Origin of the sequence: Pseudomonas sp. MWU13-2862, from assembly GCF_023242495.1 — a bacterium.
GTDB lineage: Bacteria > Pseudomonadota > Gammaproteobacteria > Pseudomonadales > Pseudomonadaceae > Aquipseudomonas > Aquipseudomonas gingeri_D.
In genome coordinates this window covers 343,371-364,612 of the sequence record NZ_JALMEZ010000003.1, presented here as the reverse complement: position 1 = coordinate 364,612, position 21,242 = coordinate 343,371, and the positions used below count along the sequence as shown (strand labels likewise).

At 62.5% G+C, this 21,242-nt stretch carries 23 protein-coding genes; 10 read left to right on the top strand and 13 right to left on the bottom strand.

The window, feature by feature from the left end:
- Positions 1 to 19 precede the first annotated feature (19 nt).
- Positions 20 to 643, bottom strand: a complete 624-nt coding sequence (locus M5C56_RS07485) for a LysE family translocator (RefSeq protein WP_103497150.1) — start codon at positions 641 to 643, stop codon at positions 20 to 22.
- A gap of 144 nt (positions 644 to 787) precedes the next feature.
- Here M5C56_RS07485 and M5C56_RS07480 point away from each other — a divergent pair, with 144 nt between their 5' ends.
- Positions 788 to 1,261 carry an Lrp/AsnC family transcriptional regulator gene (locus tag M5C56_RS07480; protein ID WP_100940052.1) on the top strand — a complete coding sequence of 158 codons (474 nt, stop codon included), beginning with the start codon at positions 788 to 790 and terminating at the stop codon, positions 1,259 to 1,261.
- A 1-nt stretch (position 1,262) separates the two neighbouring features.
- Here the strand turns inward: M5C56_RS07480 and lpdA are convergent, their stop codons facing one another.
- Both lpdA and M5C56_RS07470 read right to left on the bottom strand, forming a co-directional pair.
- Complete coding sequence (gene lpdA, locus M5C56_RS07475) at positions 1,263 to 2,663, bottom strand: dihydrolipoyl dehydrogenase (protein ID WP_103497149.1); 1,401 nt, start codon at positions 2,661 to 2,663, stop codon at positions 1,263 to 1,265.
- Positions 2,664 to 2,768: 105 nt separating this feature from the next.
- Entirely contained in the window at positions 2,769 to 3,104 is a 336-nt protein-coding gene (locus M5C56_RS07470; RefSeq protein ID WP_103497148.1) for a hypothetical protein, read from the bottom strand.
- Between the two features lie 682 nt (positions 3,105 to 3,786).
- On the opposite strand from M5C56_RS07470, the gene M5C56_RS07465 reads away from it, so the two are divergent.
- The 4 genes from M5C56_RS07465 to cfaB all read left to right on the top strand — a co-directional run bounded on the left by M5C56_RS07465 (position 3,787) and on the right by cfaB (position 7,048).
- Positions 3,787 to 4,038 carry a hypothetical protein gene (locus M5C56_RS07465; RefSeq protein ID WP_103497147.1) on the top strand — a complete coding sequence of 84 codons (252 nt, stop codon included), beginning with the start codon at positions 3,787 to 3,789 and terminating at the stop codon, positions 4,036 to 4,038.
- Between the two features lie 69 nt (positions 4,039 to 4,107).
- A complete protein-coding gene (locus M5C56_RS07460) occupies positions 4,108 to 4,953 on the top strand; it encodes a DUF692 domain-containing protein (protein WP_103497146.1) in 846 nt (281 codons plus the stop codon).
- A complete protein-coding gene (locus M5C56_RS07455; protein ID WP_103497145.1) occupies positions 4,944 to 5,735 on the top strand; it encodes a DNA-binding domain-containing protein in 792 nt (263 codons plus the stop codon). Before M5C56_RS07460 ends, M5C56_RS07455 begins: the two co-directional genes overlap by 10 nt.
- Positions 5,736 to 5,863: 128 nt before the next feature.
- The gene (gene cfaB / locus M5C56_RS07450) at positions 5,864 to 7,048 is read left to right on the top strand and encodes a C17 cyclopropane fatty acid synthase CfaB (RefSeq protein WP_103497144.1); all 1,185 of its coding nucleotides are present in this window, start codon (positions 5,864 to 5,866) and stop codon (positions 7,046 to 7,048) included.
- Positions 7,049 to 7,095: 47 nt separating this feature from the next.
- Here cfaB and cls read toward each other — a convergent pair whose 3' ends face one another.
- On the bottom strand, positions 7,096 to 8,535 hold the full coding sequence (gene cls / locus M5C56_RS07445; protein ID WP_103497143.1) for a cardiolipin synthase: 1,440 nt from the start codon (positions 8,533 to 8,535) through the stop codon (positions 7,096 to 7,098).
- A gap of 132 nt (positions 8,536 to 8,667) precedes the next feature.
- Between cls and M5C56_RS07440 the strand changes: the two genes are divergently transcribed.
- Complete coding sequence (locus tag M5C56_RS07440; RefSeq protein WP_103497142.1) at positions 8,668 to 9,183, top strand: DUF3617 domain-containing protein; 516 nt, start codon at positions 8,668 to 8,670, stop codon at positions 9,181 to 9,183.
- A 177-nt stretch (positions 9,184 to 9,360) separates the two neighbouring features.
- Here the strand turns inward: M5C56_RS07440 and thrS are convergent, their stop codons facing one another.
- The 8 genes from thrS to folE2 are packed head-to-tail and all read right to left on the bottom strand — an operon-like array spanning position 9,361 to position 16,947.
- Entirely contained in the window at positions 9,361 to 11,253 is a 1,893-nt protein-coding gene (gene thrS / locus M5C56_RS07435) for a threonine--tRNA ligase (protein ID WP_103497140.1), read from the bottom strand.
- A 36-nt stretch (positions 11,254 to 11,289) separates the two neighbouring features.
- A complete protein-coding gene (locus M5C56_RS07430) occupies positions 11,290 to 12,627 on the bottom strand; it encodes a dihydroorotase (protein ID WP_103497139.1) in 1,338 nt (445 codons plus the stop codon).
- A 2-nt stretch (positions 12,628 to 12,629) separates the two neighbouring features.
- Positions 12,630 to 13,190, bottom strand: a complete 561-nt coding sequence (locus M5C56_RS07425; RefSeq protein ID WP_103497138.1) for a carbonate dehydratase — start codon at positions 13,188 to 13,190, stop codon at positions 12,630 to 12,632.
- Positions 13,187 to 13,621: a phosphoribosyl-AMP cyclohydrolase gene (gene hisI / locus M5C56_RS07420; RefSeq protein ID WP_103497137.1), complete on the bottom strand. Its 435-nt coding sequence runs from the start codon at positions 13,619 to 13,621 to the stop codon at positions 13,187 to 13,189. Before hisI ends, M5C56_RS07425 begins: the two co-directional genes overlap by 4 nt.
- The gene (locus tag M5C56_RS07415) at positions 13,618 to 14,505 is read right to left on the bottom strand and encodes a metal ABC transporter substrate-binding protein (RefSeq protein WP_103497136.1); all 888 of its coding nucleotides are present in this window, start codon (positions 14,503 to 14,505) and stop codon (positions 13,618 to 13,620) included. The genes hisI and M5C56_RS07415 overlap by 4 nt, the downstream gene beginning before the upstream one ends.
- Before the next feature lie 11 nt (positions 14,506 to 14,516).
- Complete coding sequence (locus M5C56_RS07410) at positions 14,517 to 15,383, bottom strand: metal ABC transporter permease (protein WP_103497204.1); 867 nt, start codon at positions 15,381 to 15,383, stop codon at positions 14,517 to 14,519.
- Positions 15,384 to 15,385: 2 nt separating this feature from the next.
- The gene (locus tag M5C56_RS07405; protein WP_100939870.1) at positions 15,386 to 16,054 is read right to left on the bottom strand and encodes an ATP-binding cassette domain-containing protein; all 669 of its coding nucleotides are present in this window, start codon (positions 16,052 to 16,054) and stop codon (positions 15,386 to 15,388) included.
- Positions 16,051 to 16,947: a GTP cyclohydrolase FolE2 gene (folE2, locus tag M5C56_RS07400; protein WP_103497135.1), complete on the bottom strand. Its 897-nt coding sequence runs from the start codon at positions 16,945 to 16,947 to the stop codon at positions 16,051 to 16,053. The genes M5C56_RS07405 and folE2 overlap by 4 nt, the downstream gene beginning before the upstream one ends.
- Positions 16,948 to 17,074: 127 nt before the next feature.
- On the opposite strand from folE2, the gene M5C56_RS07395 reads away from it, so the two are divergent.
- On the top strand, positions 17,075 to 18,316 hold the full coding sequence (locus M5C56_RS07395; protein ID WP_103497134.1) for an N-acetylmuramoyl-L-alanine amidase: 1,242 nt from the start codon (positions 17,075 to 17,077) through the stop codon (positions 18,314 to 18,316).
- 16 nt (positions 18,317 to 18,332) lie between these two features.
- Here M5C56_RS07395 and M5C56_RS07390 read toward each other — a convergent pair whose 3' ends face one another.
- Complete coding sequence (locus tag M5C56_RS07390) at positions 18,333 to 18,713, bottom strand: glutamine synthetase (RefSeq protein ID WP_103497203.1); 381 nt, start codon at positions 18,711 to 18,713, stop codon at positions 18,333 to 18,335.
- Between the two features lie 122 nt (positions 18,714 to 18,835).
- On the opposite strand from M5C56_RS07390, the gene dksA reads away from it, so the two are divergent.
- From dksA to M5C56_RS07375, 3 genes are read left to right on the top strand one after another with little or no spacing between them, the layout of a single operon-like run.
- Positions 18,836 to 19,240 (top strand): RNA polymerase-binding protein DksA, encoded by a 405-nt coding sequence (dksA, locus tag M5C56_RS07385; RefSeq protein WP_100939867.1) that lies wholly within the window; start codon positions 18,836 to 18,838, stop codon positions 19,238 to 19,240.
- Positions 19,241 to 19,267: 27 nt separating this feature from the next.
- Positions 19,268 to 20,476 carry a zinc metallochaperone GTPase ZigA gene (gene zigA / locus M5C56_RS07380; RefSeq protein ID WP_103497133.1) on the top strand — a complete coding sequence of 403 codons (1,209 nt, stop codon included), beginning with the start codon at positions 19,268 to 19,270 and terminating at the stop codon, positions 20,474 to 20,476.
- On the top strand, positions 20,476 to 21,126 hold the full coding sequence (locus M5C56_RS07375; RefSeq protein WP_103497132.1) for a DUF1826 domain-containing protein: 651 nt from the start codon (positions 20,476 to 20,478) through the stop codon (positions 21,124 to 21,126). Before zigA ends, M5C56_RS07375 begins: the two co-directional genes overlap by 1 nt.
- Positions 21,127 to 21,242: the final 116 nt, after the last annotated feature.

The window sequence follows — 21,242 nt, the reverse complement described above, 5'->3', positions numbered from 1 at the left end:
TTTCTTTTGCACAACGGCCTCAGGCTTGCTGGATAAACGCCAATCGGACGGCAAAACCGATCAACAGGCCGCCGAACAGCCATTGCTGCAGGCGTTGCGCCCGTGGGCTCTTGTCCAGCCATTGGCCGATCCAGGCACCGGCCAGGGCGTAACAGCTATCGAATAGCAGCCCGACCGCCACCAGGGTTACGCCGAGTCCGAGGAACTGCGCGGCCACCGGGCCGGCATGAGCGTCGATAAATTGCGGTAGCAGCACCGAACAGAACAGCAACGCCTTGGGGTTCAGCAGATTGGTGAGCAGTCCTTGTTGCAGGGCGCCGCGCCAGCTCAAGGTTTGTTGGGTACCCTGGTGATCCGCGTTCAGCAACGCCAGCGACCCGGGCCGCAGCATGCGCAGGCCGATCCACAACAGATAGGCGGCACCTGCCAGGCGTACGATATCGAAGGTCCACGGTGCTGCCTTGAACAGCGCCGCGAGGCCCAGGGCCGCCAGCGCCACATGGCAGGCGCGGGCGATGCCCAGGCCGAGGGCGGTGGTCAGGGCCTGGCTGCGGCCATGGCGGGCGCCGGTTTGCAGCAGGAGGATCATGTCGGGGCCGGGAAGCAGATAAACCATCGCCAGTGCGAACAGGTAGAGGAGCATCGTGCTGTTTCTCCAAGAGGGGATAACCGGAGAAAATTCTATGCCGGAAGGCCAGGGCAGGTGCTTGCGTATTCAACCCGTGAAAGGCTTAGACTTGGTACTTTCTGCCAATACAGTCGAAGCGGATAGTCGGATATGCCAAAAATAAAACTCGATGCCTACGACCGTAAAATCCTCGCGGCTTTGCAGCAGGACGGACGCCTGAGCAATGTCGAGCTGGCCGCACAGATCGGTCTCTCGGCGTCACCGTGCCTGCGTCGGGTTCGCATGCTCGAGGAGGCGGGGGTGATTCGTGGCTACCAGGTGAACCTGGACCGCGATGAAGTCGGGCTGGGTCTGACGGTGTTCGTCGGGGTCAAGGTCGAGCGGCACCACGAGGCCGAAGCCGAGGCCTTTCGCCTGGCGGTCATGGCCTTGCCCCAGGTGATCTCGGCATTCCTGGTGTCCGGCGAGTCGGACTTCCTGCTGCAAGTGGTGGTGCCCGACCTGCGGGCTTATGAACGCTTCCTCAATGGTCAACTGCTGCGCCTGCCCGGTGTACGTGATATCCGCAGCAACTTTGCGATCCAGGCGGTGAAGGCGCCCGGACCGCTGCCGTTGGATCATCTGCCCGATTGACTCAGATCTGCGTGGCCAGGCCTTCGACGTTCATCGCCGCCTGGCGCAGGGCTTCCGAGCGGGTCGGGTGCGGATGGCAGGTAAGGGCGATATCTTCGGCCGAGGCGGAAAACTCCATGGCCACGCAGTATTCGCCGATCATCTCGCTGACACTCGGGCCCACCAGATGCACGCCAAGGATCTCATCGGTGTGCTCGTCGGCCAGGACCTTGGCGAAACCCTCGGTCTCGTGGTTGATCTTGGCCCGGCTATTGGCGCTGAAGGGGAATTTCCCGACCTTGTAGGCGCGGCCCTCGGCCTTGAGCTGTTCTTCGGTCTTGCCGACACTGGCCAGTTCCGGCCGGGTGTAGATCACACTGGGGATCAGCGCGTAATTGACCTCGCCGGCCTTGCCGACGATCTGCTCGATGCAGGCCATGGCCTCGTCTTCGGCCTTGTGGGCGAGCATCGGGCCACTGGTGACGTCGCCAATCACCCAGACGCCCGCGGCTTCGGTGCGGTGGCCCTGGTTGGTCAGCATGCCGCGCTTGTCGGTGGACAGCCCCACGTTTTCCAGCCCAAGCCCTTGGGTGAAGGGGCGACGGCCGATGGCCACCAGCACGTAATCGGCCTCGATCAACTGCGCTTCGCCACCGGCCGCCGGTTCCACGCGCAACTGTACGCCGGTCGCGGAGCGGGTGGCGCTGGTGACCTTGGCGCCGAGCAGGAAGTTGATGCCTTGTTTGCTCAACGAGCGCTGCAAGGTCTTGCCGGCTTCCAGGTCGACGCCGGGGCAGATCCGGTCCAGGTATTCCACCACCGTGACCTGGCTACCGAGCCGCCGCCACACCGAGCCCAGTTCCAGGCCGATAACCCCGGCGCCGATCACCACCAGATGTTTGGGCACCTCCGGCAACGACAGCGCGCCGGTGGAGTCGAGGATGTGTTGGTTGTCGATTTCGACACCCGGCAGCGGCATCGGCTCGGAGCCGGTGGCGATCACGATATCCTTGGCCTGTAAGGTGGTTTCACTGCCGTCGGCGGCACTGACCAGCACCTTGCCAGGGCCGGCGATCCGCCCCCAGCCCTTGATCCACTCGACCTTGTTCTTGCGAAACAGGTATTCGATACCCTGGGTCAGCCCGGCCACGCTCTGATCTTTCTGTTTCATCATCTGCGCGAGGTTGAGGCTGGGCGTGACCTCGATCCCGAGGTTGGCGAACTCGCTGCCCACGGCCGCCTCATAGAGCTCGGACGCGTGGAGCAGGGCCTTGGACGGCATGCAGCCGACGTTCAGGCAGGTTCCGCCGAGGGTCGCGCGGCCCTCCACGCAGGCGACCTTCAAACCCAGCTGGCCGGCGCGAATGGCGGCGTTGTAGCCCCCGGGCCCGCCTCCGATGATGATGACGTCGTAGCTGCTCATGACTGTTCTCCTGGGAGACACCGCGTTGAGGAAGAAGGACAAAGGCAGGTGTCATAAAATATTATGATCATAATATTGTCCTTGTACGCAACATTGGTCAAGGCATTACCTGGAGGGCTTGCTGCCGCTGGTTCGAGCCGGATCTTCCAGAAAGGTGGTGTAGGGGTACGTCGACTCGGCGTGAAAATTGATCCTCCGGCCACGGACGGTGGTCAGTTGCGAGTCGGCCTTTATGCAGAGTGTCTGACCGCTTTTGAAGGTGAGCCGGTGAATCTGTTGATTGTCTTCGCGGCTGATCTCATGGCTGATCAAGTCCAGCAGGTTGCTCAGGCCCAGGGGCGAACCGGGTTGATTGATGGTCAGGCAACTGGAAGTCTCCGCACTCGGGGTCATCCCCAGCGGGCGTTGAAAATAATGGTATTCACTCAAGGTGTGGCTCATGGCGGCTCCGTCGCTCAAGTGTGCGCGCCGAGTGTTGGGCATGTTATTAGTCGGCAGCGCGCACAAAGGGTGTCAAGTGTTTTAAGGGTGAGGCATATAGTTATAAGTTATCTGGCCTCGTGGCGTTGGTGAGCGTACGAGGGGCAATAAGGGTTTTGGGTATCGGGCCTTCTATTCAAGGGGTTAGGCGTGGAGCGGAACCCTTGGCGAACGCTTTTCAATACGGAAAGTTACGAAATTTTTTAATGAACCGATAGGGCTATTTAAAGTCAGAAGGATGTTAGTCATTGCCAGGATACCAATCAAGTCACGCAGATGTTGAATTTTGTTACACGAGTAGCCGGTTAACCGGCGGTAATTTTTCTGGTTGTTTCGAACAGTGGGATTGCAGATAAATTAATGTCAGTGTTTTCCGTGTTGTTAGGTTAATTGATATACGGGTTACACTGTTCGGGTAATACTTTAATTATTACTTGTTAGGGAATTTCTGTTATGTAGTAACGCAATACTTATGCAGGTCATCCCTGGCAGGAGCGGCCGGTCGATGAGGGCGTCGAGGATTATTTTCAAAAAAATTTGCAAGGGGCTGTAACGGCTGGCGGCGACCGCTCTCTACTGCCATGTCGAGACTGAACATTCCGTTCGGACCGATACCCCTAACGCATTTTCGAGGATAAAAACCATGTCGATCAAAACCGCCGCTGCTGGTGCCGCTCTCGCTCTCGCTGCCGCCACGATGTTCGCCGGTGTCGTCACCCAGGCGTCGGCCGCCGATGCCCAGGTTCACTGCTATGGTGTCAACGCCTGCAAAGGCCAGAACGACTGCAAGACCAAGGATCACGCTTGCAAAGGCATGGGTTCCTGCAAAGGCCAGGGCTTCAAGGCCATGACCAAGTCGGCCTGTGAAAAAGCCGGTGGCAAAATCGGCGAATAAACGACGCCCGAGTGCTCCCGCAGCGGTCGGCCCTGATGCCGCTGCGGACACTTCAGCGAGGAGTCCAGTATGTCCGTTTCCCGTCCCTGCCTGGGTTATGGCCTGGGGTTGCGCAGTCACTATCACCAGGAAATCCTCGAGCAGTTGCCCGCGGTGGACTGGTTCGAGATCGTTTCCGAGAATTACCTGGTCCAGGGCGGCAAGGCGCTGTACTACCTGGATGCCATCGCCGAGCGCTATCCGCTGGTGATGCATGGCGTGTCGCTGTCCATCGGCGGGCCCCATGAGCTGGATATGAACTACCTCAAACAACTCAAGCAGCTGGCCGGGCGGGTCAATCCCGCGTGGATTTCCGACCATCTGTGCTGGAGCCGCGGCAACGCCCATCAGTTGCATGACCTGCTGCCGCTGCCCTACACCGAAGAAAGCCTGTACTACGTCGCGGCCCGGGTCCGTCAGGTGCAGGACGTGCTGCAGCAGCCGCTGGTGCTGGAGAATGTCTCCAGTTATGTGCGAGCTGCTTCCGATGAATTTTCCGAGTGGGAGTTTCTCGAAGCCCTCAGTCGCCTGAGCGACTGCGAGCTGTTGCTGGACGTGAACAATGTCTATGTCAGCGGGCGCAATCACGGTTTCGATCCCTGGACTTTTATCCACAGCCTGCCGGCAGGCAAGATCCGCCAATTGCACCTGGCCGGGCATGAGGACTATGGCGACTACGTGATCGATACCCATGATCACCCGGTCTGCGATCCGGTCTGGGAGCTCTATCAGCGGACCCTCGAACACCTGGGCCCGGTGGCGACCCTGCTGGAGCGCGACGATCATTTCCCGCCACTGGGTGAACTGGTGGACGAGCTGGACAAGGCCCGTGAGTTGGGCGCTACCGCCCTGGCCCGGAGGTCGTTATGCGCCTGAATGACTGGCAGCTGGCTTTTGAACGTTACCTGCTCGGGGAAAACGCCGTGGCCAGTGACGCCTTGGGCGCCAGCCTGATCGGCGGGCCGAGCCTGGATGTCGAAACCGGCCTGGCGATTTACCACAACGCCTACCGCGCCCGTTTGCAGGAAACCCTGCGCAGCGACTTTCCCACGGTGTGGAACTGGCTGGGTGACGAGGAGTTCGATGCGCTGACCGCGGCCTATTTGCGCGAATGCCCATCGTCCCATTACAGCCTGCGCTGGCTCGGTGCCGGCTTCGAGGCGTTTGTCCTGCGTCATCTGGTGCCGGAGCAGAGCGCGCCCCTGGCGGAACTGATTCGCCTGGAGTGGGCCTTTACCCTGGCCTTCGATGCTGTGCCGGGCGAGCCCCTGACCCTCGCGGCCATGGCCGGCCTGCCGGCCGAGGCCTGGCCGTCGTTGCAACTGGAGTTGTTGCCCAGCGTGCAATGGCTCAGTGGCCGGTTCAACAGCCTGGCGATGTGGCGGGCGGTGAAGGCCGAAACGGAGTTTCCCGACAGCCTCGAACTGGAACAACCCCAGGTCTGCCTGGTCTGGCGTGCCGACCTGGTCTGCCACTATCGCAGCCTGGAACCGGCGGAAGTTCAGGCCTTGGACGGCATGGTGAATGCCGGTTGGAGTTTCGCCGAATTGTGCGCCGAGCTGGCGGCCAGCCTGGGAGAGGGGGCGCCTTTGCAGGCGGTCAGCTGGCTCAAGCAATGGGTGAGCGACGGCCTGGTTGCTCAACGACACAGGCTTTGACGCTGCCATTCTTCCCGTGAAACGGTGTCGGGCAAAACCCATAGTTCGAGTCTATTATCTCGATAGGCTGACAGATCCCGTGAATGCGCTACCCTTAATTCAGACGTCTGAAACAAGGGGGATAACTCATGCTCGCGCAACTTCCACCGGCCTTACAGAATCTTCAGCTACCGCTTCGCCTGAGACTCTGGGACGGCCACGAAATCAATCTCGGGCCGACGCCCAGTGTCACCATCGTTGTGAAGGACCCACAACTGGTCGCGCAATTCACCCATCCCACGCTGGATTTGCTGGGCAGTGCCTTCGTTGAAGGCAAGCTGGAACTCGAAGGACCGATCAGCGAAGTCGTGCGGGTCTGCGACGAGTTGAGCCAGGCGCTGCTGGAGGATGAAGGGGACAACCCGCCACCGCGCCTGGCCCACGACAAGGCCACCGACGCCGCTTCCATCTCCTACCACTACGACCTCTCCAACGCCTTCTACCAGCTCTGGCTGGACCGCGAGATGGTCTATTCCTGCGCTTATTTCGAAAGCGCCGACGCGACCCTCGAAGAAGCCCAGCAAGCCAAGTTCCGCCACCTGTGCCGCAAGCTGCGCCTGCAACCGGGCGAGTACCTGCTGGATGTCGGCTGCGGTTGGGGCGGGCTGGCGCGTTATGCGGCGCGGGAGTTCGGGGTCAAGGTGTTCGGGATCACCCTGAGCAAGGAACAGTTGGCATTGGCGAGGGAGCGGGTGGCCGCCGAAGGTCTGCAGGACAAGGTCGACCTGCAACTGCTCGATTACCGTGACCTGCCCCAGGACGGTCGTTTCGACAAGGTGGTCAGCGTCGGTATGTTCGAACATGTCGGCCACGCCAACCTCAAGCAGTATTGCGAGGTCCTGTTCGGCGCCGTGCGCGAAGGCGGCCTGGTGATGAACCATGGCATTACCGCCAAGCACACCGACGGACGCCCGGTGGGACGCGGTGCCGGCGACTTTATCGATCGTTATGTGTTCCCCAATGGCGAGTTGCCACATCTGTCGATGATCTCTGCTGAAATCAGCGAGGCCGGTCTGGAAGTGGTCGACGTGGAGAGCCTGCGCCTGCACTACGCGCGGACCCTGGAGCAGTGGAGCCAGCGCCTGGAAAACAATCTGGAGGCGGCGGGGCGCGAGGTGCCGGAGCAAGCCCTGCGGATCTGGCGGCTGTACCTGGCCGGTTGCGCTTACGCCTTTGAAAAGGGCTGGATCAACCTGCACCAGATCCTGGCGGTGAAAGCCTTCTCCGACGGCAGCCACAACCTGCCCTGGACCCGCGACGATCTTTATCGCTGACCCCCGCGCGGGCGCGGCCTTAGGCGGCGCCTGCGCCGAGGTTCTCTCTAGAGGATCGGCGAGATCAAGCGTGCGACCCGCATGCCGAGCTGTTGCAGGCGATGGGTTTTGCGGCTTTCGTCCTTGGCCACTTCATGGGCCAGGGCAAAGTCCTGCTCGAGCATCTGTTCCACTTTCCGGGCGAAGGCTTCGTCCACGGTCAGTAACATCACTTCGAAATTCAGCCGGAACGAGCGGTTGTCCAGGTTCGCACTGCCGATGGCGCTGATTTCGTTGTCCACCAGCACCACCTTCTGATGCAGGAAACCGGGGCGGTAGCGGAACACCCGCACGCCAGCGCGCACGGCTTCGAAAGCGTAGAGGCTGGAGGCGGCGTAGACGATGCGGTGGTCCGGGCGTGACGGCAGCAGCAGGCGCACATCCACGCCGCGCAGCACCGCCAGGCGCAAGGCGGCGAACACCGCTTCGTCGGGGATGAAGTAGGGGCTGGTGATCCAGACCCGTTCCCGGGCCGCATGAATGGCTTCGACGAAGAACAGCGAACAGGTCTCCACCGGGTCGGCCGGGCCGCTGGCGAGCAACTGGCAGAGCACACCGCCGTCCGGGTAGGACTCCGGCAGGATCAGCGGCGGGAGTTTGCGCGAGGCCCAGAACCAGTCTTCGGCGAATGACTCCTGCAAGCAGGCAACCACCGGTCCGCTCACCTGCACATGGGTGTCGCGCCAGGGCGACAGCGGTGGTTTGGCCCCCATGTACTCGTCGCCGACGTTATGCCCGCCAACAAAACCGACCAGCCCGTCGACCACCACCACCTTGCGATGATTGCGGAAATTCACCTGGAAACGGTTCAACCAACCGCTGCGGGTGGCGAACGCGCGGATCTGCACACCGCCCTCGCGCAGGGCCTCGATGTAGGTGTGGGGCAGGGCATGGCTGCCGATACGGTCGTAGAGCACGTAGACCGCCACCCCTTCGGCGGCCTTTTCCAGGAGCTTTTTCTGCAACCGTCGGCCTAGCTGGTCGTCATGGATAATGAAAAATTGCACCAGCACTGCTTCGTGGGCCTGGTCGATGGCCTGGAAAATCGCCTCGAAGGTCGCGTCGCCGTTGATCAGCAGTTGCACCTGGTTGTTCGCCAGGCATGGCATGCGCCCCAGTTTCGGCATCGCCCGCAGCGAGGCATAGGCCTGGGAACTGCGCGCGGCCAGGGCCTCTTCGACCCAGGGGCGCCAGTTCAGATCGGCGATGGCCTTGCGCATTTCCACGTTGGCCTGGCGCCGGGCCTTGATGTAGGCGTCGAAGCTGCTGCGGCCGAAGACCAGGTAGGGAATCAGCGTCAGGTACGGGATGAACATCAGCGACAGGGCCCAGGCAATCGCGCCCTGGGCGGTGCGCACGGTCAATACGGCATGGATGGCGGCGATCAGGCCAAGGGAATGGATCAGGGCAATCAGGTAGGCGAAAAGGTGTGGGCCAAAAAAATCCATGGGCGCTCCTGCTCAGGCGTCTTCAATCTCTAACAGACCATGTTCCGGGGTTATTGTCGCTATTTAATTCTTGACGCAACCCTCGCATGATTCTGACGTCCAAGATGGACCCCATTCTCTAGGAGCTACTTGATGAACCTTCGTCTGCCGGGCCTGGCCCTTGTCCTTGGCTCAATGATTCCCGTTGCCCAGGCGCAGGTGCTGCAACCGGGCTTGTGGGAGCTGACCTCCAGCAATGTGCAGGTCGAGAACCAACAGCTGGATGTCGGCATGCTGATGGGTATGCTGAAACAGAACACCACCCCGGAGCAGCGCGCGGCGCTGGAGAAGCAGGGGGTCAACCTGGGCGGCGAGGGCGTGCGGGTGTGCCTGACCCCGCAACAGGTGGCGTCCGAGTCGATTCCGCTGACCGATCCGCAATCGGGTTGCCAGCAGCAGGTCACCGAGCGCAACGGCCCGGATTGGAAATTCCGTTTCAGTTGTCCGAAGGCCCAGGGTAGCGGCGTGGCGCATTTTGTCAGTGACCGCGAGTTCAGCACCAAGGTCAGCGGGACTTTCAATGCCACCGGCATCCAGCAGAACGGCAGCATGGAAACCCGGGCGGTGTGGATGGGGCAGGATTGCGGGCTGGTGAAACCGCGTACCTGATAAGGGGGCAGGGCTCGTTTAGTGGGTACTCAGCGGAACCTGTAGGAGCAGGGCTTGCCCGCGAAGGCGTCCTCAAGACCGCCAAAAGCTTCGCGGGCAAGCCCTGCTCCTACAGTCTTCTGTCGTTCGCTTATTTTGTGTACGACACCACACAGTTGCTACAGCAAGGCGGTGTGTTCATGAGGTCAGCCGCTGAAACGCCGCCTCCAGACTCATGACCCCCAGGTCTTCACCCTGCCGACTGCGCAGGCTGATTTGGCCCGCGGCCTTTTCCTTCTCGCCCACCACCAGCAGGTACGGCACTTTCTGCAGGCTGTGCTCGCGGATCTTGTAGCCGACCTTCTCGTTGCGCAGGTCCGCGCTGGCCCTCAGGCCGCGGATCTTCAAACCCTCGGCGACATCCCGGGCATATTCGGCCTGGCCCTCGCTGATGTTCAGCACCACCGCCTGCAACGGCGCCAGCCAGACCGGCAGCGCGCCGCTGTAATGCTCGATCAGAATGCCGATAAATCGCTCCAGTGAACCGAACAGCGCCCGGTGCAGCATCACCGGCCGTTGGCGCTCGCCACTTTCGCTGATATAGCCAATGTCGAAGCGTTCCGGCAGGTTGAGATCGACCTGCAAGGTGCCGCACTGCCAGTCGCGACCGATGGCATCACGCAGCACGAACTCCAGCTTCGGCCCATAGAACGCTCCTTCGCCGGGATTGATCCGGTATTCGATGCCCATCTGCCCGAGGGCACCGATCAGCGCGCCTTCCAATTGGTCCCAGGTGTCGTCGCTGCCGATCCGGTTGGCCGGGCGCGTGGAGAGCTTCACCACGATATCGTCGAAGCCGAACTCGCTGTAGATATCGAACACCAGGGCAATCGCCGTCTCGCATTCGGCCTGCATCTGCGCCGGGGTGCAGAAGATATGTGCATCGTCCTGGGTGAAATGGCGTACCCGCAACAGGCCGTGCAAGGCCCCGGACGGCTCGTAGCGATGGACCTTGCCGAACTCGGCGATGCGCAGCGGCAGGTCGCGATAGCTCTTGAGCCCGTGGCCGAAGATCGACACCGCGCCGGGGCAGTTCATCGGCTTGAGGGCGAACACCCGCTCGTCTTCGGTGGTGGTGGTGAACATATGGTCGCGGTAGTTCTGCCAATGCCCGGAGGTTTCCCACAGTCCGCGATCCATTACATCCGGGGTATTCACCTCGATATAGCCGGCCTGTTCCTGGCGCTTGCGCATATAGCCGATCAGTTGCTGGAACAGGGTCCAGCCCTTGGCGTGCCAGAACACCGAGCCCGGCGCGCAGTCATCGAAATGGAACAGGTCCAGTTGCGCGCCGAGCTTGCGGTGATCGCGCTTGCCGGCTTCTTCGAGACGGGTGAGGTAGGCCTTGAGGTCCTTGGCATTGGCCCAGCAGGTGCCGTAGATCCGTTGCAGCGGTGCGTTGTTGGCATCGCCGCGCCAATAGGCGCCCGCCACCTTGGTCAGCTTGAAGGCTTGCAACAGCCCGGTCGACGGTACATGGGGACCGCGACACAGGTCTTCGAAATCGTCCTGGCGATACAGCGACAGCACTTCACCTTCCGGGATCGCGCGAATCAACTCGGCCTTGTAGTGTTCGCCGCGTTCTTCGAAGCTGGCGATGGCTTCATCGCGCGGTAACTCACGGCGGCGCACCGAATGATTGGTTGCGGCCAGGGCCTGCATGCGCGCTTCGATCAGTTCCAGGTCCTTGGGCGTGAAGGCGCGCTCATAGGCGAAATCGTAGAAGAAGCCGTCTTCGATCACTGGCCCGATGGTGACCTGGGCCGAGGGGTACAACTGTTTCACCGCCATGGCCAGCAGGTGCGCGCAGGAGTGGCGCAGAATCTCCAGGCCCTCGGTGTCCCGTGGGGTGACGATGCTCACGGCCGCGTCCTGTTCGATCAAGGTGCCGCAGTCCACGAGGACGCCGTCGACCCGACCGGCCACAGCCGCCTTGGCCAGGCCGCTGCCGATGCTGGCGGCCACTTCGAACACCGTCAGCGGTTGGTCGTACTCGCGTTGCGAGCCGTCGGGGAGGGTAATGCGGATCATCGGTGCTGTCCTTGGTCGGTCGGGCGCTGGAACGGATTAACGGAGAAAGCGCAGGGGCTGGCCCTGGCAGGTGTCGTGGATTTTCCCGGCATGCCAGGCCACCTGGCCGGACACCACCGTGGTGCTGACCCAATGGCGAAAGCGCCGCTCGACGAAGGGCGTCCAGCCACATTGCGAGAGGAGCGGCTCGGCGCTCACCGGCCGCGACAGCGGTTCACGGTTTATCAGCACCAGGTCGGCCCAGTAGCCTTCGCGCAGGTAGCCGCGGTCGGGAATGGCGAACAGGTCGGCGACCCGATGGCTGGTCTTTTCCACCAGGGTGGTCAACGGCAGGACCCGCGCGGCCACCAGCTCCATCAGGGCCGGCAGCGCATGCTGGACCAGCGGCAAGCCGGACGGTGCCTCGCTGTAGGGCCGTTGTTTTTCTTCCCAGGTGTGCGGCGCGTGATCGCTGCCGATCACATCCAGGCGGTTGCTCAGCAAGGCTTCGCGCAGGGCATCGCGATCCGACTGGTGCTTGATGGCCGGATTGCATTTGATCAGGTTGCCCAGGCGCGGATAGTCGCGTTCGTCGAACAGCAAGTGATGCAGGCAGACCTCGGCGCTGATGTGTTTTTCACTCAGCGGCTTGTTCTCGAACAGCGAAAGTTCGCGCTCGGTGGTCAGGTGCAGGACATGCAGGCGCGTGCCATGGCGTCGGGCCAGGTCCACCGCCATTGACGATGAGCGATAGCAGGCCTCGGCATTGCGGATCAACGGGTGCGCGTCGGCGGGAATGGCACCGCCGAACAGCTCCCGCAGGTTTTCCTCACGGGCCTTGATGGTCGGCGTGTGTTCGCAGTGGGCGAGGAGGATCGTCGGCACTTCGGCGAACAGTCTCTCCAGTACTCGCGGATCGTCCACCAGCATATTGCCGGTGGACGCGCCCATGAACACCTTGACCCCGGCCACGCCGGTCGGATCGAGGGCGGCGATGGTGTCGAGGTTGTCGTTGCTGACCCCGAAGTGAAAGCCGTAGTTGGCCACCGAGTGCTGTGCGGCCTTGCGTTGCTTGTCGGCCAGGGCTTCGAGGGTCAGGGTCGCCGGCTGGGTGTTGGGCATGTCCATATAGCTGGTGATACCGCCGACCACCGCTGCCCGCGACTCGCTGTAGAGAGTGCCCTTGGCCGGCGCGCCGGGATCGCGGAAATGCACCTGGTCGTCGATCATCCCTGGGAGCAGCCATTGGCCCGCGGCGTCGATTTCCAGGTCGGCGCTGGCGTTGTGGATCTGGGTGGCGAGGGTCTCGATCCGGCCATTGATGACCCGGATATCGGCGTCGAATTCACGCCCCTCGTTCACCACGCGGGCGTTGCGGATCAGCAGGCTGCTCATGTTCAGAACTCGTTTTGCAGGGCCTTGTAGCCGCGCACCAGATCAACGTTGGTCCGTGCCACGTCTTCGGAAAACTCCGAGGCGCTGACGCTTACCGGCGGGAATTGCGACAGGTCGGTGCCCGGGCCGATGCGGGTGGTGGAGGGCACGTAGAAGTCCGGCGGCAGGTCGCGACCATCCACCACAGAGTTGTGCCGGACCACGCTGCCGTCACCCACCACGCAGTTGAACAGTACGCTGTTGAAGCCGATAAACACCCGGTCGCCGACGGTGCAGGGACCATGGACGATGGAGCGGTGGGCGATGGAGGTGAACTCGCCGATGGTCACCGCCGCGCCGGATTTGGAGTGGATCACCACGCCGTCCTGGATATTCGAATTGGCGCCGATGACGATGGGGTCCATCTCGCCTTGGGCGTTGACTTCGTCGGCGCGGATCACCGCGTAGGGGCCGACAAAGACGTTTTCACCGATCACCACCTTGCCGCAGATGATTGCCGTCTTGTCCACGTAAGCGGACTCGGCGATCACGGGCAGGTGGCCGGAAGGATTCTTGCGGATCATGAAGCGTTCTCCTGAGGGGCGCTGATGACGTGCACCTCGCCGTCACGAATCGCGTTGTAGAAACAATTGGGACGCCCGGTGTGGCAGGCCGGGCCTTGCTGGTCGACCCGCAGCAGCACCGCGTCGCCATCGCAATCCAGGCGTGCCTCGATCAGGTGCTGGCGGTGCCCGGAGGTTTCGCCCTTGCGCCACAGGCACTGGCGTGAGCGCGACCAGTAGCAGACCTGGCGGCTCTCGAGGGTTTCGCCGAGGGCCCGGCGGTTCATCCAGGCCAGCATCAGCACTTCGCCGCTGTCGTGTTGCTGGGTGATGGCGGCGATCAGTCCGTCCTCGTTCCACGGCAGTGCATCGAGCACCGCCGCGAGAGGCCAGCGGCTACCCAGGGCGGCGCTCTCCAGATCGAGCATCGACAAGGGCGGCCGCGCGGTCATTTGCTCAGTGCCGCGTGCAGGGTGTTCATGTTGTATTCGAACAGGCCGGTAAAGGTGCTGGCCGGACCTTCGGCGGCGAGGGCGTCGGAATACAGGGTGCCGCCGATCTGCGCGCCGCTTTCGTCGGCAATCTGCTGCAGCAGGCGGGCGTCCTTGATGTTTTCCATGAACACGGCCTTGACCTTGTCCTTGCGGATCTGGGTGATCAGCGCAGCAACTTCGGCGGCGGACGGCTCACGTTCGGTGGACAGGCCCTGTGGCGCCATGAACTGGATGCCGTAGGCCTGGCCCAGGTAACCGAAGGCGTCATGGGAGGTGACGATGCGACGGTTGCCGGCCGGCAGGTTGCCGAGCTTGACCTTGGCTTCGGCCAACAGGCTGTGGATCACTTTCAGGTAGGCCTGGCTGTTGCGGGTGTAGTCGTCCTTGTTCGCCGGGTCGACCTTGATCAGTGCCTTGGTGATGTTGTTCACATAGATTTCGGCGTTGGCCAGGTTGTGCCAGGCGTGCGGGTCGGGAATGGTTTCGCCGTCGTCGACCATGGTGTGGGAGATCACGCCCTTGCTGGCGGTGACCACCGGTGCCTTGGTCTCGGTGCTGGTCACCAGGCGGTCGAGCCACGGCTCGAAGCCCAGGCCGTTCTTGACGATCAGCTTGGCGTTGAGCAGGGCCTTGGCGTCATCCGGCGTCGGTTCGTAGGTGTGGGCATCGGCGTCCGGGCCGACCATGCCGATGACCGCGATATGGTCGCCGCCGATCTGCTGGGTGATATCTCGCAGGATACTGAAGCTGGCGACCACCGGGAGTTTGTCTGCGGCCTGGGCGGTGGACAGGTTCAGCGACAGGGCCAGCACGGAGCTGAACAGGACGAGTAGAGCGCGCATCGGGTGACACCTCATTGGGATGTAAGCAAGGGCGGGCGGCGCAGCAAACCGTGCACCGGACCGAAGACCACGGACAGCAGATAAAAGCCGCCTGCCACCAGCACAATGGCCGGGCCGCTGGGCAGCGAGTAGTAGAACGACAGCAGCAAACCGAGGGTGACCGAGACACAGCCGATCACTGCCGCAATCAGCATCAGCACCGGCAGGTTGCGGCTCCAGAAGCGCGAGGCGATCGCCGGCAACATCATCAGGCCGACCACCATCAGCGCGCCGATGGCCTGGAAACCGATCACCAGGTTCAGCACCACCAGGGTCAGGAACACCCCGTGGGCGAGGGGGCCGAGTCGGCTGACGGTTTGCAGGAACAGCGGGTCGAGGGTGTCCAGCAGCAGCGGGCGATAGATCAGCGCCATCACTATCAGGCTGATGCTGCAGACCCAGAGCATGCCGGTCAGGGTCGGACCGTCGACTGCCAGGGCCGAGCCGAACAGCAGGTGCAGCAGGTCCAGGCGTTTGCCGGCGATGCCGAGGATCAGCACGCCGCTGGCCAGGGAGATCGGGTAGATCGCCGCCAGGCTGGCGTCTTCGCGCAGGCCAGTGCGGCGGGTGATCCAGGCCGAGAGCCCGGCCATGCCCATGCCGGCGCCAAGGCCGCCGAGGGTCAGGGCCGGCAGGCTCAGGCCGGCGATCCAGAAGCCGATGGCGGCGCCCGGCAGAATGCCGTGGGCGACCGCGTCACCGATCAGGCTCATGCGCCGCAAAATCAGGAACACCCCAAGTGGCGCGGTACTGCAGGCCAGGACCAGCCCACCGATCAACGCTCGGCGCATGAACACGAAATCCTGGAACGGTTGCAACAGGTGGCTGGCGAACATCAACATCAGGCTACCTGCGTAATGGGTTGTTGGCGGATCAGCTCGGTGCTGGGCGCCAGGACGCAACCGCTGCTCTTGATCTGCAAGGCGTTGGGGATGTGCTGGCGCACGGCGGCGAGGTCATGGCAGACCACCACCAGGGTGCGACCTTCGGCGTGCCAGGCGTGGATATGTTTCCACAGCAGCGCCTGGCCATCTTCGTCGAGGGCGGCGTGGGGTTCGTCGAGCAACAGGACCGGCGCCGAGGCCAGGCTCATGCGGGCTAGCAGGGCGCGCTGCAATTCACCGCCGGACAAGGCCATCAGCGGGCGATGTTCCAGGCCGCCGAGGTGCCAGTCTTCGAGCACGGCTTGCAGGCGTTCGCTGCGCTGTTGCGGGGTTTGCTTGATGCCCCAGAACCCGGCGGCCACCAGCTCTTGCAGGCTGATGGGGAATTGCCGGTCCAGATGCTGTTGCTGCGGCAGGAACGACAGGCTGCCGCGCCGTGGAACATCCAGATGCACTTTGCCGGACAGCGGTTTTTGCAGCCCGGCGATGACTTTCAACAGACTGCTTTTTCCGGTGCCGTTGGCACCGATCACAGCGGTCAGGCTGCCGGCGGCGAGTTCGAAATCCACGGCAGGAGTGAGGGGCTGGCCCGGGGCGCCCCAGCGCAGGCCTTGGCAACGGATCATGCCTGCCTCCAATTCCAGCGGCTCTCAGCCACGGCGTCATGGGCATGCAGGCTTTCGGCGTGAACCACCCGCAAGTGGAAGCCGTTGACCGCGTCCGAGCGCTTGAGCGCCAGGTTGAGGCGGCGCGCCGCGTCTTCGCAGAACATCAGGTTCTGGCCATTGGCGAGGGCGAAGGCTTGTTCGTCCGCGCGTTTCACCGCGGTCTGCACGGCAGTGCCGAGGGCGGCCTCGGCGTCGTCGATCAGGGCCTCGAAGGGAAACCGATACGTTTTTTCATCTAAATGAATATGCAATTGTGCAATGCTGCGCTGACTGTGAGGTGTGGCGACGACGCCTTGCGGTCCGCCGAGCCAGCTGAGGACGTCACTGTGCTCCAGGGGCTTGTCGGCGAAGTCGTTGATGAATTGCTGTTGGATCAACTGCCGGGCGAGGGCGGCCGAGCACGGGCAGGTTGAGGAGTAGGCCACGTCAATTTTTAGTTCCACGTGGAACACTCCGTTTTTCAGTTCGGCCAAGACACTGACTGGATAGGTTTTCCAGCCGGCCAGCGGACTGACCAACGCCGGGCGTTTGAGCAGCAGATCGCTATGGATGCGTAGATAGGCGTTGCTGGAAAGTCCGTCGTGGCTGTCGAGAAATTGCTGCAATACTTCTCGTATCAGCGCGGGCGTCAGGTCTTCCTGTTCCAGTTGTTCCAGGGCCAGGTACAGACGTGACATATGAATGCCCCGCGCTTCGCCATCGTCGAGGCTGACACCCGCATCGGCTTTGGCGCTGAGGCGGTGGCCGTCAATCGAGACGGGCAGGGCAATGCCGCACATGCCCACCCACTCGAGGGGCAAGGCTTGCCGGGATGACTGCGCGGCGATATCCGGCAGCGTCAACGCATTCATGAGCAGGTCCATCGTCGGAGTTAAAATGACATGTTATATTATAACTATTCAGTCGACGATGCCTTTTTTGCTGGGGCTTTACACAGCGACAACGAGTACGGACGCTCCCTTATCCGCGGTACCTGTTATGCATAGACGTCAGTTGCTCAACTTTTTATTGGCCGGTGCGGTGGTTTTGCCGTTCGGTGTGTCGGCGGCGCAGATCCAGAATGCGCGGCTGTGGCGCGACGGCAACAAGCTGCGGCTGGTGTTGGACCTCAGTGGTCCGATTCAATACAAGACTTTTTCCCTGACCTCGCCCGAGCGGCTGATCATCGACCTGAGCGGCGCCAAGCTGACGGGCGATTTCCGACAGCTGGCGCTGGGCAATACGGTGATCCGTTCGATCCGCTCCGGGCATTTCGGCCAGGGCGATACGCGGATCGTCCTCGACCTGGCCAACCCGGTTCAGCTCAACAGTTTCCTGTTGCCGCCCGAGGGTACGCAGGGCCATCGCCTGGTGCTCGACCTGACCAGCAATGGCAGCGCCGGGGTGCCGGCGGCAGCCCTGGCGGCGGCACCGGCGGTCGTCGCGCCGCCGCCTGTGCGGCATGAAGAGGCGAGCGGCAACACCCATCGCAAGCGCGACATCATGGTGGTGGTCGACCCTGGCCATGGCGGCAAGGATCCGGGGGCGGTGGGTTCCAAGGGCGAGCGCGAGAAAGACGTGGTGTTGTCCATTGGCCGACTGTTGGCCAAGCGTCTCAAGCGTGAGAAGGGCTTCGATGTGCGCCTGGTGCGCAACGACGACTTCTTTGTGCCCCTGCGCAAGCGGGTGGAGTTCTCCCGCAAGAACAACGCCGACATGTTTATCTCGGTGCATGCCGATGCCGCGCCGCGGATTACGGCTTCGGGAGCTTCGGTGTTTGCCCTGTCGGAAGGCGGGGCGACGTCGACCACGGCGCGGTTTATGGCCCAGCGCGAAAACGGTGCCGACCTGTTGGGCGCGCAGAGTCTGCTCAATCTCAAGGACAAGGACCCGATGCTGGCCGGGGTGATTCTCGATATGTCGATGAACGCCACCATCGCTTCCAGCCTGCAGCTGGGGCACAGCGTGTTGGGCAGCCTGGAAGGCATCACCACCCTGCACCAGAAGCGTGTGGAACAGGCGGGGTTCGCGGTGCTGAAGTCGCCGGACGTGCCGTCGATCCTGGTGGAGACCGGTTTTATCTCCAATGCCCGCGACAGCCAGCGGTTGGTCACGGCGCGGCACCAGCAGGCGATTGCCGATGGGTTGTTCGAGGGTTTGAAGCGTTACTTCGAGAAGAACCCGCCGGCGGACAGCTATATCGCCTGGCAACAGCAGCAGGTGCAGGAAGGGTTGGTGTAGAGCGGCCCAGGGGTGCCTAGCACCCCACCATCCGGTCACAGACAAACTTCTTGCTCAACCCGCCTGAACTGGAAAAACGGTTCTGGGTGGTCCAGCCCACTCGCCGGCTGTAACCGACCCAGGCTTCACCGTCCGAAGCTATCCCGGTGAAGAACGTCAACTGCCCATAGCGGCTGCTGGTCTGCGCCCAGTAGCGCTTGCCGATCACTTCAAAGCCCTGCAAATAAATCGTCTTGCCCTCGGTCGCCACGCCATAGGCGTTGCCCAGCCCATCCTTGCACGCCAGCAGGTTGGCGCTGCGGGTGCAGTTCGTCTGGGTTGGGGCCGGCACTTGGGCCTCGGCGTTCGCCGCCACCAACAACAGGACCGGCAACAGATAGTTCAGGACAGGACGCATCGGCATTCTCGGCAACGGGATCGATACCAGCATTGCGCTCTTCGTCGCGGCGATCAAGCGGGGGATTGGATTATTTGCATTGTTATAATATAACATTAAATAAATCCCGGACCCGACCTGCCATGACCGAACACGAACTGCTCGCCCAGCCCGAGGCGGACTACATGAACGATGCCCAGCAGGGTTTTTTCCGCGAGCTGCTGCGCGGCCAGCGCCTTGAGCTGCAGGAACGCATCAGCGGTGAGTTCGACCAGTTGCGCGAGCAAGAGACCAGCAGCGACCCGGCGGATATCGGCAGTGCCGAGGAAACCCGGCAATGGCAACTGCGGGTGCTGGAGCGCGAGAAGAAGCTCCTGGACAAGATCGATGAATCCCTTGAGCGCCTGGCCCGCGGCGAATACGGCTGGTGCCGCGAAACCGGCGAACCGATCGGCCTCAAGCGCCTGCTGCTGCGGCCCACCGCGACCCTGTGCATTGAAGCCAAAGAACGTGAAGAGCTGCGCGAACGCCATAAACGGGCGCTTTGACCCGGCCGACCTGATGAGGAAAACCCCATGACCCAACGTCTACCCGTGACCGTGCTGTCCGGCTTTCTCGGTGCCGGTAAAAGTACCCTGCTCAACTACGTGCTGCGCAATCGCGAAAACCTGCGGGTGGCCGTGATCGTCAACGACATGAGCGAAATCAATATCGACGGCAGCGAAGTGCAGCGCGATGTCAGCCTCAATCGCGCCGAGGAAAAGCTCGTCGAGATGAGCAACGGCTGCATCTGCTGCACCTTGCGCGAAGACCTGCTGGAGGAAGTCGGCAAGCTGGCCCGCGACGGTCGTTTCGATTACCTGCTGATCGAATCCACCGGCATCTCCGAGCCGCTGCCGGTGGCCGAGACCTTTACCTTTCGTGATGAAAGCGGCCAGAGCCTGGCGGATGTCGCCCGGCTCGACACCATGGTCACGGTGGTCGACGGCATGAATTTCCTGCTCGATTACCAGGCTGCCGAAAGCCTCGCCTCCCGCGGTGAGACCCTGGGCGAAGAGGACGAGCGCTCGATCACCGACCTGCTGATCGAGCAGATCGAGTTTGCCGACGTGATCCTGATCAGCAAGATCGACTTGATCAGCAGCAGCGAACGTCTGGAGTTGATGGCGATTCTGCAGCGCCTGAACGCCCAGGCGGAAATCATTCCCATGGTGATGGGCGAGATCCCCCTGGCGAAGATCCTCAACACCGGCCGTTTCGACTTCGAGCGCGCGGCCCAGGCGCCGGGCTGGTTGCAGGAACTGCGCGGCGAGCATGTGCCGGAAACCGAGGAGTACGGCATTGCTTCCACGGCGTACCGGGCACGGCGGCCGTTTCATCCCGAGCGCTTTTTCGACTTTATCAACCGGCCCTGGGTGAACGGCAAGCTGCTGCGCTCCAAGGGCTTTTTCTGGCTGGCCAGCAAGTACCAGGAGGCCGGCAGCTGGTCCCAGGCCGGTGGCCTGATGCGCCATGGTTTTGCCGGGCGCTGGTGGCGCTTCGTGCCGAAACCGCAGTGGCCGCAGGATCAGGAAAGCGTCACGGCGATCATGCAGCACTGGACGCCGGAAACCGGCGATTGCCGCCAGGAACTGGTGTTTATCGGGCAGAACATCGACTTCGCGCAGCTGACCGCGCGGTTGGATAACTGCCTGTTGAACGATGAGGAAATGGCCCTTGGGGTCGAGGGTTGGAGCGTGCTGCCCGATCCGTTCGGCGCCTGGCATGAAGAGGAGGCCGCCTGATGCTGGCGCCACGTTGGAAGGCCTTGCCGACGATTCGGCAGGTGCAGGGCGAAGCGCCGACGGTGCTGGGCGAGATTCTCGACGAGGGGGTCAACCTGGCGGTCTGGCAGCGCCGGTTGCCGGGGCATATTGCCGATTTCGCGACCCTGTTGTTGTCGTTGAACGAGCCGTTGGCCGAATCCCTGAGCCTGGAGATGCCGGATGACGAGGCACGGCCGAATCTGCAAGGCCTGGCCTCGGGGTTTAGTGACCTGGAGGGTTATGAGGGGTTCTTGAGCGATGTGTCCTGGCTGGTCAGTGCTTATGCCTGCCTGCTCGGCGCGCGGCGGATCGGTCTGCGTTTGCGGGTGCTGGACAAGGCCATGTGCCCGCGTTTTCATGTCGATCATGTGCCGGTGCGCTTGATCACCACCTATGCGGGGGTGGGCAGCCAGTGGCTGGCGGAAGGGGCGATCGATCGTCGGCTGCTGGGCAATGCGGCGGCGGAGCCTGGTGAGCCGGCGCTGATCCAGCAGGTGGACAGCGGCGCGGTGGCGTTGCTCAAGGGCGAGCGCTGGCACGGGAATGAAGGTTTTGGCCTGGTGCACCGTTCGCCGCCGGTGCCGGAGGGTGGGAGGCGGTTGATCCTGACCTTGGATTGGTTGGCCTGATCCGGACTCTCAGAAGTTACTCATTCTGGTAAACACCGCCAAACCCTTGTGGGAGCGGAGCTTGCCCGCGAAGAACGATGACGCGGTGTATCTGAAAAAACGCGGCGCTCCCTTCG